Origin of the sequence: Gemella haemolysans (assembly GCF_012273215.1) — a bacterium.
Classification (GTDB): Bacteria; Bacillota; Bacilli; order Staphylococcales; family Gemellaceae; genus Gemella; species Gemella haemolysans_A.
Map to the genome: position 1 here is coordinate 1,602,377 of NZ_CP050965.1, position 15,743 is coordinate 1,618,119.

Annotated in this window: 16 protein-coding genes and 1 riboswitch; of the genes, 1 reads left to right on the top strand and 15 read right to left on the bottom strand. The window is 34.3% G+C overall.

Going from position 1 to position 15,743, the window contains the following annotated elements; all coding sequences use genetic code 11:
- From grdC to FOC48_RS07730, 7 genes are read right to left on the bottom strand one after another with little or no spacing between them, the layout of a single operon-like run.
- Positions 1-1,524, bottom strand: coding sequence for a glycine/sarcosine/betaine reductase complex component C subunit beta (gene grdC / locus FOC48_RS07700; protein WP_003147799.1), 1,524 nt, complete (start codon positions 1,522-1,524; stop codon positions 1-3).
- Positions 1,525-1,580: 56 nt separating this feature from the next.
- Positions 1,581-2,888, bottom strand: a complete 1,308-nt coding sequence (gene grdB, locus FOC48_RS07705) for a glycine reductase complex selenoprotein B (protein WP_081459800.1) — start codon at positions 2,886-2,888, stop codon at positions 1,581-1,583.
- 36 nt (positions 2,889-2,924) lie between these two features.
- Positions 2,925-3,386 (bottom strand): glycine/sarcosine/betaine reductase complex selenoprotein A, encoded by a 462-nt coding sequence (grdA, locus tag FOC48_RS07710; protein WP_081459799.1) that lies wholly within the window; start codon positions 3,384-3,386, stop codon positions 2,925-2,927.
- Positions 3,387-3,430: 44 nt separating this feature from the next.
- Positions 3,431-4,717 (bottom strand): glycine/sarcosine/betaine reductase component B subunit, encoded by a 1,287-nt coding sequence (locus FOC48_RS07715; RefSeq protein WP_003147794.1) that lies wholly within the window; start codon positions 4,715-4,717, stop codon positions 3,431-3,433.
- 26 nt (positions 4,718-4,743) lie between these two features.
- Positions 4,744-5,061, bottom strand: coding sequence for a thioredoxin TrxA (trxA, locus tag FOC48_RS07720; RefSeq protein ID WP_003147793.1), 318 nt, complete (start codon positions 5,059-5,061; stop codon positions 4,744-4,746).
- 36 nt (positions 5,062-5,097) lie between these two features.
- On the bottom strand, positions 5,098-6,042 hold the full coding sequence (trxB, locus tag FOC48_RS07725; RefSeq protein ID WP_003147792.1) for a thioredoxin-disulfide reductase: 945 nt from the start codon (positions 6,040-6,042) through the stop codon (positions 5,098-5,100).
- 24 nt (positions 6,043-6,066) lie between these two features.
- A complete protein-coding gene (locus FOC48_RS07730) occupies positions 6,067-6,435 on the bottom strand; it encodes a GrdX family protein (RefSeq protein ID WP_003147791.1) in 369 nt (122 codons plus the stop codon).
- A gap of 70 nt (positions 6,436-6,505) precedes the next feature.
- Positions 6,506-6,602, bottom strand: a riboswitch (glycine riboswitch).
- 393 nt (positions 6,603-6,995) lie between these two features.
- On the opposite strand from FOC48_RS07730, the gene rarD reads away from it, so the two are divergent.
- Entirely contained in the window at positions 6,996-7,913 is a 918-nt protein-coding gene (gene rarD / locus FOC48_RS07735) for an EamA family transporter RarD (protein ID WP_003147790.1), read from the top strand.
- 60 nt (positions 7,914-7,973) lie between these two features.
- Here rarD and FOC48_RS07740 read toward each other — a convergent pair whose 3' ends face one another.
- From FOC48_RS07740 to prdC, 8 genes are all read right to left on the bottom strand, one after another.
- Positions 7,974-8,855: a sulfite exporter TauE/SafE family protein gene (locus FOC48_RS07740; protein ID WP_003147789.1), complete on the bottom strand. Its 882-nt coding sequence runs from the start codon at positions 8,853-8,855 to the stop codon at positions 7,974-7,976.
- Between the two features lie 13 nt (positions 8,856-8,868).
- Entirely contained in the window at positions 8,869-9,888 is a 1,020-nt protein-coding gene (locus FOC48_RS07745; protein ID WP_003147788.1) for a proline racemase family protein, read from the bottom strand.
- A 30-nt stretch (positions 9,889-9,918) separates the two neighbouring features.
- On the bottom strand, positions 9,919-10,392 hold the full coding sequence (locus FOC48_RS07750; protein WP_003147787.1) for a glycine/sarcosine/betaine reductase component B subunit: 474 nt from the start codon (positions 10,390-10,392) through the stop codon (positions 9,919-9,921).
- A 14-nt stretch (positions 10,393-10,406) separates the two neighbouring features.
- On the bottom strand, positions 10,407-11,144 hold the full coding sequence (prdD, locus tag FOC48_RS07755; protein WP_003147786.1) for a proline reductase cluster protein PrdD: 738 nt from the start codon (positions 11,142-11,144) through the stop codon (positions 10,407-10,409).
- Positions 11,145-11,261: 117 nt separating this feature from the next.
- A complete protein-coding gene (prdB, locus tag FOC48_RS10015) occupies positions 11,262-11,987 on the bottom strand; it encodes a D-proline reductase (dithiol) protein PrdB (protein ID WP_081459798.1) in 726 nt (241 codons plus the stop codon).
- 18 nt (positions 11,988-12,005) lie between these two features.
- Positions 12,006-12,293 carry a CBO2463/CBO2479 domain-containing protein gene (locus tag FOC48_RS07765; protein ID WP_003147783.1) on the bottom strand — a complete coding sequence of 96 codons (288 nt, stop codon included), beginning with the start codon at positions 12,291-12,293 and terminating at the stop codon, positions 12,006-12,008.
- 26 nt (positions 12,294-12,319) lie between these two features.
- Complete coding sequence (prdA, locus tag FOC48_RS07770) at positions 12,320-14,251, bottom strand: D-proline reductase (dithiol) proprotein PrdA (RefSeq protein WP_003147782.1); 1,932 nt, start codon at positions 14,249-14,251, stop codon at positions 12,320-12,322.
- A 20-nt stretch (positions 14,252-14,271) separates the two neighbouring features.
- Positions 14,272-15,591 carry a proline reductase-associated electron transfer protein PrdC gene (prdC, locus tag FOC48_RS07775; protein WP_172497919.1) on the bottom strand — a complete coding sequence of 440 codons (1,320 nt, stop codon included), beginning with the start codon at positions 15,589-15,591 and terminating at the stop codon, positions 14,272-14,274.
- Positions 15,592-15,743 lie beyond the last annotated feature (152 nt).

Genomic DNA, 15,743 nt, shown 5'->3' on the forward strand with positions numbered 1-15,743 from the left:
CTATTCTTCTAACATTTCTTGGGAAATTTTTCTCATTGATTCTGCTATAATTTTTCTTATTTCGTCTTTAGAAATTCCTGCAGTTTCTCCTTCTACAGCTCCATTATTTCTTTCGATTACAATAGATACTCCATCGAATAAGTTAGTCATTCTTCCTAAGAATAAACTTCCTTTACCTACTATCATGGCACGGTTTTTATCTCCTTTTGTAAGATCATCAATTAAGAATCCTACATATGGTACACCTGAAGGGATATGTCCTTGAGTTGGGGCCCATCCAGGTAATCCTTTTGCTTCGATGAATGATTTTAATTCTTTTTTCTCAATATCTCCTCGCATTGCTGCTAAAGCTGCAATCATTTTATAGTTAGCTTCAGGAACATTTCCTGCTCCTGCAGATTTCGTAATGTCTGGATTCTGCATTTCTACAGAGAATACATCAACATCTGTAATTTTTAGATTAGCTTTATCTAATGGATTTGCAACTAAAGCTCCCATTACAGCCTGTGGTGAAGATCCTGTTCCTACATTATGTTTTCCTACTAGATCAGTTCTTATTATTGGATTTACTCCATCATTTTCACCGATAAGAACAGCGAATCCACCTAGTACATCTTCAAGAACTGGTAGACCTTTTTTAACGTGATCTTTACCATTCATTCCAAGTTTTGCACTAGCTCCACCAGCAACTACTAAAACATTTTTGTAAACACCAGATTTTACTAACGCTGATGCACTTATTAAAGCATGAGTTGGTGCTGCACAGAAACCTCTTAGGTCAGAACCAGTAGCATTAACTAGTCCAGCTACTTCTGCTATAGACTTCGCAAAGTTACCACCACCACGTTGGTTAATATCTCCACATGCTTCTTCAGAACATTCAACTACATAATCAATATCTTCTGGATTTATTTTGTAACTACGCAGTAATTCTAATGCTGAAATAACTCCAGAAGCCTTAACTACTAGATTTTCAAATATAACATGAGCATTCAAGTTCATATCGACATCGTGAGCTTTTTTAACATAACCTACTACTTTTCCTTCGTGAACCAATGCTTCAAAATCATCTTCTTTATCGTTTATATCAGTTCCTTCTAATTTATCGAATAAAGGAGCTAGCTCTTTGAAGTTTTCCTCTATTTTTGGACGAACACTGGCTACAAACTCTTCTGATAGTTTTACTAAATCAAAAGCATCACAGATTTTCATCAAAGCTAAAAATTCATCTTGAGGAACAATTTGTCCAAATTTTCCGTGACGTTGACCTTGCTCGTCTTTAATATCATACCAAGGCATTGGGTAAGCTTTTAACTCATCAGGAGTTTTATTCCCGATATACACTTGGTTAGGTAAGTAGTTAACTACTTCTTCATATGAACGAATATGATTCGATACTTCTTTTAAAAACTCAGAATCTGGATTCGTTACTCTTTCTATTGAGCAAGTAGATCCATTTCTTACTATCATATCTGGTGTGTGAACAAGAATGTATCCTGCTCCCTTAAATACTGGATAATTCATAGCTATTGTGTGCTGAGGGTAAGATACCTACCCTCAGCTCCCCTTTCTTTTATTTTTTATTCGAATACTGTTTGACTATCTACTTCAACAGTTAAAGCATGTAATGCTTTTTCTACAAGACCTCTTCTTAGTTTTTTCTCTTCATCCGCATCTAATTTAGGATTTCCTAATGGGTGAGGAATTGCTATAGTAGGTACGATTCTGTTCGCTCCTACTGTTAGAGAAATCGGTACTACTGTACACATGTGAACCACAGGTATACCCGCTCTCTCTATTTCTTTTACCATCGTTGCACCGCAACGAGTACAAGTACCTCAAGTAGAAGTTAAAATTACAGCATCTACTCCATCAGCTACTAATTTTTGTGCATATTCTTTTGCAAATCCTACTGCACTAGCAACGGCTGTACCATTACCTACAGTTGTATAGAATTTTTCATGTAAACTTCCAATTTTACCTTCTTTGACGAAATCTCTCATTACATCAACTGGTAATACTCTATCTGAATCTTCATTAGCATACACTGGGTCATATCCACCGTGAGCTGTTTCATGAGTTTCGGCAGTTAAATCGTTAAATCCTTCTAATGAGTATTCCCCATATTTAGAAGCTGAAGATGATTCAATGTGATCTGGGTTGCCTTTTGGCACGATTCCTCCAGAAGTTACTAAGGCGATTTTAGCTTTAGTTAAATCTTTAACCGCTGGATTTGGTTCTACTCTATCGAAGTTAGGCATTGGATATTCTGTTTCAAATTCTTCACCTTTAATTTTCTTAACAAGCATTTCAACAGCACGTTCAGAACCACGTTTTTCACTAAAGAAGTTTACACGAACTCCTCTTTCGTGGTATCCTTCTTCTTTTGGAGATAATATTTCTTCTCCTTTAGCTAATTTCGCTGCGAATTTAGCTAATTTTGGTAAAGCTTTTCTCATTCCTGCAGCACTATCAGATGTTTCAAGAATATAAACTTCTTTTCTAAACATATCTGTACCAGGGTTTTCTACATACATAGCTGTTACCGCTGGAATATGAAGTTCGTCTTGAACAGCTTTAGTAATAGTTCCTGCTGCAACTCCATAACGTCCCGCATTAAAAGCTGGCCCTGCGATAAATAGTTGAGGATCATATCCTTTAATCATATCAATAAGTTCTACTTGAACTTTTTCTAAATTTTCATTGAAGTAGCTATCTCCACAAACTACTGTAGCTACTACTTCGAATTCTTCTCCCAACTTGCCTTGTAACTGAACACTAATAGGTGGTAATTCAGTTCTTAATTCTGGTGCAATGTGGGCTTTTTCTTCTCCACCTACTCCGGCGAAGAATTGGTTTATATAATGTACTACTCTTATTTTAGACATTTTTATTTCCCCCTATATTGTTATTCAGACAATAAACTACTCTCCACGAACGTCTTTCATTTCGCTTGCGATTTCATCTACGTCTAATACCATTTCCATCATTCCTACTTGATCTTCATAGATTGCTTCATCTATTTGTGATTTAATTTCTTCTTCTACAATGTGATATACAGCTAGATTAAGTTCTACTCCAGCAAGTGGTCCTGCGAATGTTGGATCTCCCACTGTTACAGTTTCAGCTGCTAGACCAGCAGCTTCGGCTTCTGCAGCACCTAGTAAAACCACAACGTTTTCGTTACCGAATTTTTCGGCAGCTTCTTTAATACGTTTTTGGTTTTCTAAGTCCATAGCCCCTGCAGCCGTTCAGACAAAACACTCAGTAGATGAAAATACTACTTCTAATCCCTCAATTGGTTTTACACATTCTTCTATAGCTAATCCTGGAATCCCATCACGGTCACCAATGATAACTACTTTTTTATTAATAAGATTTACCATTATCTTATTCCTCCTTGTTCAAATCTATAACATTTATTTTTTAATTAGAAAGTTTTGGCACTTAAGTAACCAAATCCAGTTTCGTTAGTAGCACCTGTAATAGCTTGGATTTCTACTTCGATAGTTCCATCTTCTCTTAATGAATCTTGGTTACCACCAGCAATTACGTTTACTACATCAATGTGTCCTATAATTTTATCTAGTTTTGGTAATACTACTACTTGGTTAGCATTTCCACCTGTAACTACAGCATTAGCCGCAACATCAGCGTCAGCTAAACTTTGGCTAGCTCCATCACGACCTGCATATTCATCTGTTACGATAACAGTTTTAACTTGTTCCGCTTCAATTTTTTTACAGTTCATAATTAAGTCAGTATCTGGATTACCAAATCCTTCTTGAGATACGATTACCGCATCTAAGTTTAAGTAACGACAAAGTTTTGCTGTCCAGTTAGACGAACGTTCTTTATCCATTAAATAAACATTTTCATTAGTAATTATTACACCTAAGAAGTTAATTTCTTTACCATGTTTTTTATATAGGTCTTCAATAACTCCATTGTTTAAGTGTACATAAGTTGGGTTTTTATCACATGCCGATACACAGTTACCACTTACAATAGCACCATCCATGACTTCTGTTGGATATAGGATAGTTGGTACTATTTGTTTTGCATCAACACCGTATACATAAGTATCATGTAATAGTCCTTGAGTTTGAAGCATGTATACATATCCTACTTTTGGAAGATCTGGATATTCAGCAATTTGTTCTAATAGCGGTTTTGTTTCATACACTTCTACTTCTTCGGGTTCTAATGTACGAGCTAATTCTGCAATATATCTTGCAGCTTTAAATCCGATATAACGAACTGCTTTTTCATGTTCATGTTGTTTAATTCCTTCTTTTGGTTCAGCTATAACGATTAGGTTATTTGTTTTTGAAAATGGAGTATATTCAGCTCCAACACCTGTCATATCGATGATACCTTCTTGGAATCCTACTATTTTACCAGTAGTTACAACAGCCATACCTTTAAGGGCGATAGTGCGTCCTTCTCCTACAGTATCTACTTTTGAAAGTATACCAGGGAATATTCCACCACGTCCTTCAACTTTTACACGAGGTTCAATTACATCCTTAACCGGAGTAATACGAACACTTTCACCAGGACGAGCAATTTCTAAATCAACAGATTCAATTGCATCATCCTCAAAAACAGCTTTTACAAGCTCTTCTTTATTTACATATAATACATTTGCCTCAATTTTTGATTCTGCAGCAAATTGTATATCTTTAATATGAATCTTTCCTAATTCAAGACGCATACCTAATACCTCCCTTTGAGTTAATTTTAATAATATTTTTTAATCATAGCTTCAATATTAGGAATAGTTGCATCGTCTTTAGTTACTTCTTCGACTTTGCTACCATCTTTATATATCGCTAATGTTGGTAACCCTAAAACTTTTTGTTTAATAGCAAGTCTTCTTGCTTTTGTTGTATCTAGAGATGTGAATTTGATTTTATCTCCATATGTTTCTGCCAATTTGTGTACATCAGGCATAAGAGCTTTACACGGTTCACAACCTTGGCTCCAGAAGTCTACAAACACATATCCTTCTGCTTCCAATACTTCTTGTTCAAAGTTTTCTTTATTAAGTTCTAACATTTTCTTTTTCTCCTTTTGTTATTTTATTTTTAAATTTTATTCAAATTTCTCAGCAATATATTTTTCAGCGCGAATCGCTGCTACAGCTCCGTCTGATACCGCAGTAACTACTTGACGGATATCTTTAACACGACAGTCACCAGCTACAAATACACCATCTACATTTGTTCTAGTATCTTCACCAGCTTTAATGTATCCATCTTCTGTCATTTCAACTTTTCCTTCAAATAATTTTGTTTGAGGAATGTATCCGATAAAGAAGAATAATCCCATTGTTCCATCTTCTTCGTCAGCTTCAATTACATATTCTTCACCAGTTATTAAATTTTTCAATCTAATAGCTTCTAAAATACCATCTCCAATTGCTTCTGTAACTACAGTATTTCCTAAAATTTCAATTTTTGGATTGTTTTTAGCTTTTTCTGCAGTAACTTTTTCACAACGAACATTTTCTCTACGATATACAATTGTTACTTTACGAGCAAATTTAGTTAAGAATAAAGCTTCTTCCACAGCACTATTAGCTCCACCAACTACATAAACATCAAGCCCTTCAAAAAAGTCACCATCACAAGTTGCACAGTAAGAAATACCTTTACTTTCTAACTCTTTAATTCCTGGTGCATCTAATTTTCTTGGAGACGCTCCTGTAGCAATAATTACTGTTTTAGCAGTATAATCACCACTTACGCAAGTAACTACTTTTTCATCTCCCTCAAGTTCAACATTAAGAACTTCATCTTGTTTTATTTCAGCTCCGAAACTCTTAGCTTGTTCAACCATTCTTGCTGTTACACGAGGTCCTGTTGGATCTTCCACCGCTCCAGGGTAGTTTTCAATTAAGTGCGTAATCGCAGCTTGTCCCCCATTTTTAGATTTTTCAAGAACCAAGGTACTTAATTTCGCACGTGAAGCATACAAAGCAGCAGATAAACCAGCTGGTCCTGAACCTATAATAATTACATCATAATGTCTACTCATAATTATTCTCCTTTTATTTATTATTTATAAAATTCTATTTATCGCATTTATTATTAAATCATGATCGATGACACTAAAATCATCTTTTACTCTATCAGTCCACTGAGGCACTTCTCTATTATTTCTAAATTTTTTAAATGTTAATACCGCATCTGAGATTAAATTAACCGACGTTATATCCAAAGAATTATTTTCTTTTATGACAATCGTCCTATAAATCGTTTCATTTGGTTTCACACTACCATAAAGAGGATGTGTTACTATCTCCCAGTTTTCATGAACATAGTCTCTTACCTTTCTTAAGATATCTATATAACTCACATCTAAATACTCAATTTCTATATCTTTTAAGTTCTCCTCAATAAATTTTGGATTGTTAGTTATTAGTTTCATGTTACTCCTCCTAAAAAATAAAAAACAGAAAGAAAGTTAGCTTTCTCCCTGTTGTCTCGCTTCAGAGTTCTGTCCTAGTATGGTCTTTTTACCTGAGAATTTCATTAATATTTGCCAAATATTAACTTGTACCTTCGGTGTCTTGCGTCCTCTCCCACACTACTCTTACAGTATATTTCCTTATATTTTTATTTTATACTATTTCTCAAATAAATTAAAACGTTTTCTTAAGCGTTATAGTTGGTTCTCTAAAATATCTTAGCATAAAGATTTACATAAAATATAATTAATTTTTAAGAAACCTCATTTTTAAGCTTTTGTATTTTAAAATATAAAAAATATATTAATTTTTTTGATGTACCATTTTTATAATGTTAATGAATCATAGTATTGCAAATACAATATATATGATTTATATAAATACATAACAAATAATATAAATATGAAAATAATTCGAATGTTTTTCAAGTAATTGAAAGTTTCCATTGAAAAATGTTGTTATTTTCGTTATACTTAATTTACTATAAAGTAAATAAATCTATTTTAAAAGGAGGATTATTATGAATAATACTCAAAAAAGTTTAGTAGCTATTCTTATTTGTTACTTTTCCTGGGGACTCTTCCCCATATATTTTAAACTGCTAAAAAGCATAGGTGCATATGAAGTTTTAGCAATGCGAATTCTATGTTCATTTATTTTTATGATTTTAGTAGTAGGAATTGCTAAAAATAAGAAAACTATTTTTGAAGAAATAAAAAAAATCTGGGATAACAAAAAAAGTTTTTTACTACTAGTTCTAGCTTCGTTTTTAATTACTGGAAACTGGCTAACATACATAATCGCAGTAAATACTAACCACGTATTAGAAGCAAGTTTTGGATATTACTTAAATCCAATCGTTACAATTATCTTAGCTGTAGTATTTTTAAAAGAAAAACTAACTCGTACACAGACTATAGCTTGTCTTTTTGTTGGTGGTTCACTATTATACTTATTTATCTCATTAGGGTCTCTACCTTGGATATCAATCATGCTTGCATTGACATTTGGACTTTATAGTTTATGTAAAAAGAAAATTATACTTAGCCCTAAAGCAAGCTTACTAATTGAAACTGCAATAGTATCTCCAATAGCAATAATCTATATGGGTTATCTAGCATCAAATAATTCTGTAACATTCCATACTTTTGGAACAGACACACTAATTTATCTATTATTATCTGGTGTCATTACAGCTGTGCCTCTAATGTTATTTGCTAAAGGAGCAACGGATATCCCTCTATATATGTTAGGAATTTTACAATATTTACCACCTACAATGCAATTTTTCATCGGAATTTTTGTTTATGGGGAAGAATTAAGTGTTCAAAAATTAATATCATTCTCAATAATTTGGGTGGCAGTTGCAGTCTTCTGTTATTCTGCAGTTGTATCAATGAAAAAACAAAATTTAGTTAGTGAAAGTCACAAAAAGTAAAAATTTCTAAAACACAAAAAGCGAAGTTTGATTTCTCAAACCTCGCTTTTTACTTTTATATTAAGCTGCTTTTTTAAGCCCTTTTCTCAACATATCAAATCCTGTAATTACTACTACTACAATAATTAGCCATAACAAGCTATTTAATGATAGAGAAGTAATAAATTGGTATCCAACGATTACCCCAATAATTCCCCCTATAGTTAATCCTATAGTACCTTTTCTTGGGTATAATCCTTCTTTAATAAACTTAGGTGAACCAATCGCCATAAGAGCTGCACAAGATCCCATCATAATTGGGAATGCTGCTTTTGGATCCATTCCTAATAATGAAACCATAGCTAAACATGGTGCATAAAGACCAACTCCTGCCATCATCAATGCTCCAAAGATAAAGTTACCTACAACACCTACTACAAGAGCAATTCCTGTTAAGTGTAATGCAGTATTATTAGCACCAAGAAGAGCTAACCATCCCATTTTACTAGCAAACATTAATCCTGCAGTAATAAGTAATGCAAATCCCATTACAACTTGAATTTTTTTCTCTGGTAATTTCGTTACTATACGTCCACCAATTAAAGCTCCAACAACAGCTGAAACAATCATTGATAATAAAGTAACAGCATCAACTTTTACAGATTGAATGAATAAGAATGCTTCGATTAATACTGGAATAGTGTGACCGATATTTAACGTCCCTGGTAATAATCTGTCATTTTTAATAAATCCTGTTACTTTTGCTAATAATGTTGTTGGTGCAAAACTACCAATACCTAATGTATCCATGAAGTCTGTAACGAAACCAATTACAAATCCAACGATTGGATTAGAATCTTCGCCTACTTCACCTTTATTTTTAATAATATCTAACGCCCACATCACTACGAAATATAGTGCTGACAGCCCTAGTAATGTTAATAATATCGTTACTAAGTTCATATAATTTTCTCTCCTATCCTAATAAGAATCCGTATGTAAGTGAATCATCTGGATCATAAACATAGTTACTGAATCCTAAGATGTAACCAGAACCTGTAATTTCTGGGATAATAGCATCGAAGTCTGCTAATTTACGTTCTTCAACAATTCTACCTTTGAATAATGTACCTAAAATACTTTCGTAAACAAAAGGTTCACCTGGTTTTAATTCACCTTTTGCATATAATGTAGCTAATTTAGCTGAAGTACCAGTTCCACAAGGTGAACGGTCAATATTTCCATCACCAAATACTACAACATTTTTGAATGTAGCTTCTGGGTGAGATGGTTTATCATAAATTTCAACTAAGTCTACAGTTTTAATGTGAGCTAATGTTGGGTGTTGAATTTCAATATTCGCATTAATTGCATCACGAATTTTTAATCCAGCATCTTTTAGTTTAGAAGCATTTTCTGGTTTAACTTCTAAACCAAGTTGGTCTGCAGAAATAATACAGAAGAAACTTCCACCAAATGAGATATCAAATTTAACGTGTCCTACTCCTTCTACATCAAGTTCTACATCACGTTTGTATAAGAATGACTCAACGTTTCTAAATGAAACTTCTTTTACTTTAGTTCCATTGTCTTTTAATTTAGCAGTTGCATAAATTAATCCAGCAGGTGTTTCTACAACAACTTCTTTTTCAGTAGCACCTTCTTCAACATCTACCATACCTGTTTCTACAGCTGCTGTAACAGCTGCGATAGTGTTGTGTCCACACATGTTTAAGTAACCACCAGTATCCATGAATACTAGTCCAAAATCAGCTTCTTCTTTTGTTGGTGGTAATAAGAATGCCCCAAACATATCTTGGTGTCCACGCGGTTCAAACATTACTGATTTTCTTACGTCATCAAGATGTTCGATGAAATATTGTTTTTTCTCAACCATATCTTTACCAGGAATTTTTGGAATTCCTGCTGTAACTAAACGAGCAGCTTCTCCTGCTGTATGTGTATCGATAACTGAAATCATTTTATTTAGTTTCATAATAATTCACTCCTTAATTATTGCCTTTTGTTATTTGTTATTTGCATCTTGTCTCATTTTAAGTTTTAATAATGCCAATGCCTTTCTAGCATCAGTATAATCAATATTATTTTGACAAACTATTTCTGTTTCTACACCTTCTTCAGATTTATTAAAATCTAAAACGAACTTCGTGTATTGATTTTCAACTACAAATTTATGTTTACCCATAAATTTTAGTCCTACGATAGAAATTCCACGCTCTCCTATTTCAAACATAGTATTAGCATAGTCAACATCACTATTTCCCCAACCATCCGCTGAGATAATAGCTCCATCAGTTCTCATTGCTTCTAACCATGTTGCAGCTCGCCATCCAACTAAATGTTTTAATCGATTATCCTGCGGCGTTCCTACTACAATTACCCCTTGAAAGTCGATATCAGGATCTTCCGCTAGTACATCTAATAATGGATCTCTAAAGTGGTGTAAGCTTGTTTCTTTTGTAGATGGTCCAATACCCATAATAACACCTCTTTCTATACCATTGCTCTTATAGCGCCATCACGATATTCGTTAGCTGTTAGTAGCACTGGCATATTGTTCATATCTATAATAGAAATACCTTTATCTATTCCACTAGGTTCTATTGGGAATAACTGATTATCATACATCATCCCTTGTCCTGCAACTTCCTTAACTAAAGCTACTTTAGGTTTTCCAGGATTTTTTGGATTATAAAATTCGTGAACTTCATCAGCATCACGTCCGCTAAGAACTTTCATCACTTCTCGTATATTTTGTAAATATACATCTGATAATTCAAAAATAGAAAATGCTAAAGCTCTATCAAAATCCACGTCTGATTTAATAATAACATCAATATGTATTAAATAATCACTGTCAGCTGGTGATCCCGCTTTATTTAGCACAAGTTGTTCTTTAAGAATACCTTCTGAAGAACCAAATTCATGCATTTGTTCACCTTTAGTATTCGCACCTGTTAACAACATATATACCCCTGTTAAAGTATGCGTAATCCCTTCACCAAGTCTTCCTAAAACCTTTGTAGATATAGGAACTATATCCATTATAGTATTCACATAAAAATCATGTTCACGAGGTTTAATTATTTTCACCTCTACACTTTCAAAAATATTTTTATCATATTCAATCTCTGTTGGAATAATAAGTTCATTGTTTTCAATTTTCACTTTTTTCCCTAAAACAACATTTTTCATATGAAATGCTTTTATTTGCAATCTCTCTTTTGACATAACTATCAATCCCTTACTATTTTATTTTCTGTATTAATACAGTATGTAAGTTGTTTACTAGTACAGATATTTCATCAAAAAAGAAGAGGGACACCCGTCCCTCTTCTGATATTTCTCCTACACGTGAGCAATATACTCAAATGGAAGAGGAACTATTTTACCTGAACTTGGTATTTTAATTAGTTGCTCTAATGTTGCTTTTAGAATTTGTGTTTGTTGCTCAACGTTTCCTGGTTCCCCAGCGTTAGCACCCATTGGTACAAGTGGTGCAACGGCTCTAGGAGTACCGTTTTGACGCACTACTGGAGGTAGTGCTGCTATTAAGATTGTTGGAATACCTGCTTCCTCAATTGCTCTCTGCACGATCACGGCAGTTCTGTGACAAGTACCTCAACCAGCAGTTAAAATAACTGCATCAACATTTTCTTCTTTTAATTTTTTAGCAATCGCTGGTCCTGTAGAGTTTGTGAAAGCCTCTTGGTCTCCACCACCACCCATGAAACCATAGTGGAATTCTGCTACACTACCGATGAATCCTTCTTTTGCAAGTTCGTGTAATCTATCGATTGGGAACATACAGTTGATGTCTTTGTTAGCATCAGCGTTATCATATCCACCGTGTGATACCATAAGATCTGTACTGTGAGCAGTATCTGGGATTTCACGGAATGTAGTATCCCCTGCTAAGTTAAATCTTTTATCTGTTTTTAAGTGAACTCCTGCTGCTGTAGCTAATGCTACTTTCATATCTTTTAACTCTTTAGTTACTGGAGCCCAAACTGGTTTTGGTGTAATAGGTACAAAAATTTCTGATTGTAGACCTTCAAATATCGTTAATGACATTCTAATTTCTCCTTCCTACTATTCTTCATTTAGTCTGTTTTTTACTTCTTCTTGTAATTTTTTTGTGTTTAATATTGCATTTACATAATGTTCGTCAGGTTCTTCGTTTATAACTTCTGGATAACTTAGTAAAAATGCTACCTCTTGGCCAATTTTTACTGGATAATCAGAAATTAACATTCTCATAGGAATTTTAAATTGCCCTAAGCGTCCTTTAATGTCTATCGTAACGCTGGCGTCGTTATGATCAACTATAATCCCTTCGAACACTCTTTCTGTAGATGCATATTTTAATTTTTCAATCATAACTTATTTCCTATCCTCTTTAAAAATTAATCTTCTTTTTCGTAGATTTCTTGACGTTTTTTAGATTTTGGTAATACTTGTTCGTTATCAAGTAATTCTACTTTTTGTCCTGTAGTTTTTTCAATAACTTCTATGTTATTTAATTTAACGTTAGGATTCCATTTTCTTTCAGCTTTTTTAATTGTTCCGCCACCCATTTGTGTTTTAAGCATTGCTAAAGCACGGATAGCATCTTCTTTACATAATGTATTGTTTGAAAGAATTTCGTTTTCAATACCTTGTTTAGATTTGTTGTTATCAACCATAGCTTTCATGTATTCGTTACCTACTACAAGGGCACCTTGTACTGCTGAGTAAGTCATACCAACTACTGATACTCCACGTTTACCGATTTCTTCAATGTGAGAAGCGAAGTCGATGTGGTTGTTACCAAATCCTTCAGTTGTTACGATAGCACCATCGATGTCCATTGCTTCGATAGTCATACCTACACGTTTAGATACATAGAATTTTTCTGAGTTAGCTTGAGGTGATCCAACTAATAATACCCCTACTAAGTCGATTTCTTCATCAGCCATTGCTTCAAGTACTAATGGTTCACGGTAATAGTGACGAGAAGTTTCTTTAGAAGCTGGTCCAATACAAGTTAATGCGTGGATACCACCGTCTAAGATTTCTGTTGGTGCAAGCATTACTGGTAGGTTACCAAGGTCTACGTTTGGTTTAGCACCAAGTGTTCCAACTGGTTCTACCGGTAAAATTAAGTTATCGTGCATAGCACCTTGTCCCATGATTTCTTTAACGATTAATACTTTTTTGTTTCCTGGATGACGATATTGTTCAATATTGATGTTTCCAACTACTAGGCTTTCATCGTCTAATTCTTTAAGAGCTTTACGAATTTCTTCTGTAATGTGGTCGAATGCTTTGTGAGCTGCTAATGGTCCTGGACGTTCCATGTTAGCTCCTGCTTTAATTGTAACTTGACCTTTAATGAAGATTTCACCTTTATCTGGAGCTCCTGGACGACCCCACATAATGTTACGTTCTAATTCACCTTCAGAAGAACCGAATTCCCCGATTTGAACTCCGTTAGCATCAGTTCCTGTAAGAACCATTACTACACCTTTTAGTTCACGAGTAACCCCGTGTCCGATTTCTCCTTCTTCTTTAACAGCGATTGGTTGAACGTCCATGATTGTTTCACTGTAAGTGTCATATTGTTCAGGAGTGATAATTTCTAATTTAACACTTTCTACTAAAGCTTCTGATTCAGCAGCTTCTTTACATAAATCTTCTGCTGTTCTTAAAACTAAAGTAGTTCCTTTAATTTCTGTTTTTTCACCAAATTCTACTTTATCAATTTTGTAGTGTTTAGTGTGTAGAGAACGAATAAATTTAGGTTCTCCTTCGTGTTTTTCTTCCACTTTTGCTGCTACTGCTTCTGCTTTTGCTGCTTCAACAGCTTTAGCTTCCACTGCTTGAACTGGAGCTTGTGCTACTGGAGCTGCTTGTCCACCGATAGCTGCTAATGGAATTTCAAGGTTAATGTTTTCACCTTTTCCGATTTGTAGTTTTAATACTCCTGCTGGAGCTTGTACTTGAGCTACCGGCGTAACCGGAGCAACAGGCGCAACTGGTGCGCTAACTTCAGCTACTGGAGCCTCTACTACTTCTTCTTTTTCTTCTGCTTTTTCTTCTCCACCTTGTACGGCATCAATGATACCTGGTGTAATAGGTATTAGAGCGTCTGTTGTTTTTAATAATTTAGCTCCTAATACTTGTCCGATTGTTAATGCATCATCTGGGAATGATAATAATCCTGAATCTACTAGATCATCGAATAATCCTGGATCTTCTAAGTTTTCTGGACTAATTACGATACCTTCCTCAGCTCTGCAACAAAATACCGCTTTATCATTTAAGTGCTCTTTTGCAGTTTCTACTGTAATTGACATTACTTCTAACCTCCAACTAATTATTTATTATTATGTAATTCTAAGCTTTTATAGCTTCTGTATAAATGATGGTCAGTGGCACGAAGCACATGATCGGTACTATGATAAACTTTTACTCCTAACCTAGGAGCTACACCTGTCACGGTGTTAGTTCAATCTTGACAAGTACCAGTGATAACTGCTTTCGCACCATCTTTTTTCATTTTCAATACTTTTTCCGCTTGTCCTGGACAAATACCAGGTAATTCGCAACGTAGTCTTCCATTTTTATCAGGTTTCATACGTTTACACATTTGAACAGATACTACTTCTGCACCCATGCCATCAGCTATTTGTCTCAAGCGTTCTTCTTGTGCTCCACATTCACAAATAAGTATTCCTACTTTTTCTTTTTCTTGTGGATATGGCATTGCTACAAGTAACCCACCTGTTGTTTTGTTGATTGGGTCTGTTTCTAATGCAGGACGTCCTGTGAATGGACCACCGCGCACTATTTCTCCGTGTGGATTAATATAACCACCAGCTTTTTCTATAAATACGCTTATTGGTAATCCAATTGGTACATCTAAGAAAATACCAGGATTTTGAACACGACCACCAACAGTAATATCTTTATCAATAAGTGGTTTGTCTTCTTCAATCGCTTCTACTATACGTTTGATAGTTTCTACATTTGAAATGATTGCATTTGCTTCTAGTGGCAATTGACCTGGTTTTAAGATTACACCAAGAGTTTCTCTTACGATAACTCTTTCGTCACCAGCAGGATACATATTAGGCAAAATTTTAATACTAATATTAGGCTCATTTTTACATACTTTACCTAATGCTAGTAGTGCTTTACGATATTTTGTTTTAATAGCAATGTATCCTTCTTTCGCACCAGTTAATTCAACTATGTATTTTAAACCTCTAACTAAAACTTCTGGATGATCTTCCATGAATTTTACGTTGTGACCTAAAATTGGTTCACATTCTGCTGCATTGGCAATAACATATCCTCCAGGGATTTGTGCAGATAACTTAATTCCAGTTGGGAATCCAGCTCCACCAACTCCAACGATACCAGCATCTTTAATTTTTTGAAGTTTATCATCAGTTTTCTCTAATCTAACATAGTCATCAGTTTGTTCTTTATCTAATTTAACAACAATTTCCATGTCATTAACTTCTTCTACTACACCTGATAAACTAGTGTGAATATTTGCCCCTAGCCCATTGGGAGTTGCAACTAGTTGACCACGTTTAACATGATCACCAACATTTACAATTGGTTGACAAGGGCCACCAACGTGTTGTTTAAGGGGGATATTGATTTTTTCAACATTAAACTCTAACATTCCATTTTTCCTCCTTTCTTTAAAATTTGTTTACAAGCAGTAGTTCCAAACTTCTACTACATTTATTGTATAACAGTATACAACTTTTTGTAAAGATTTATTTTATTAAAAAAACAATATATATTTAAATTTTTTTATATAAATACTACGTT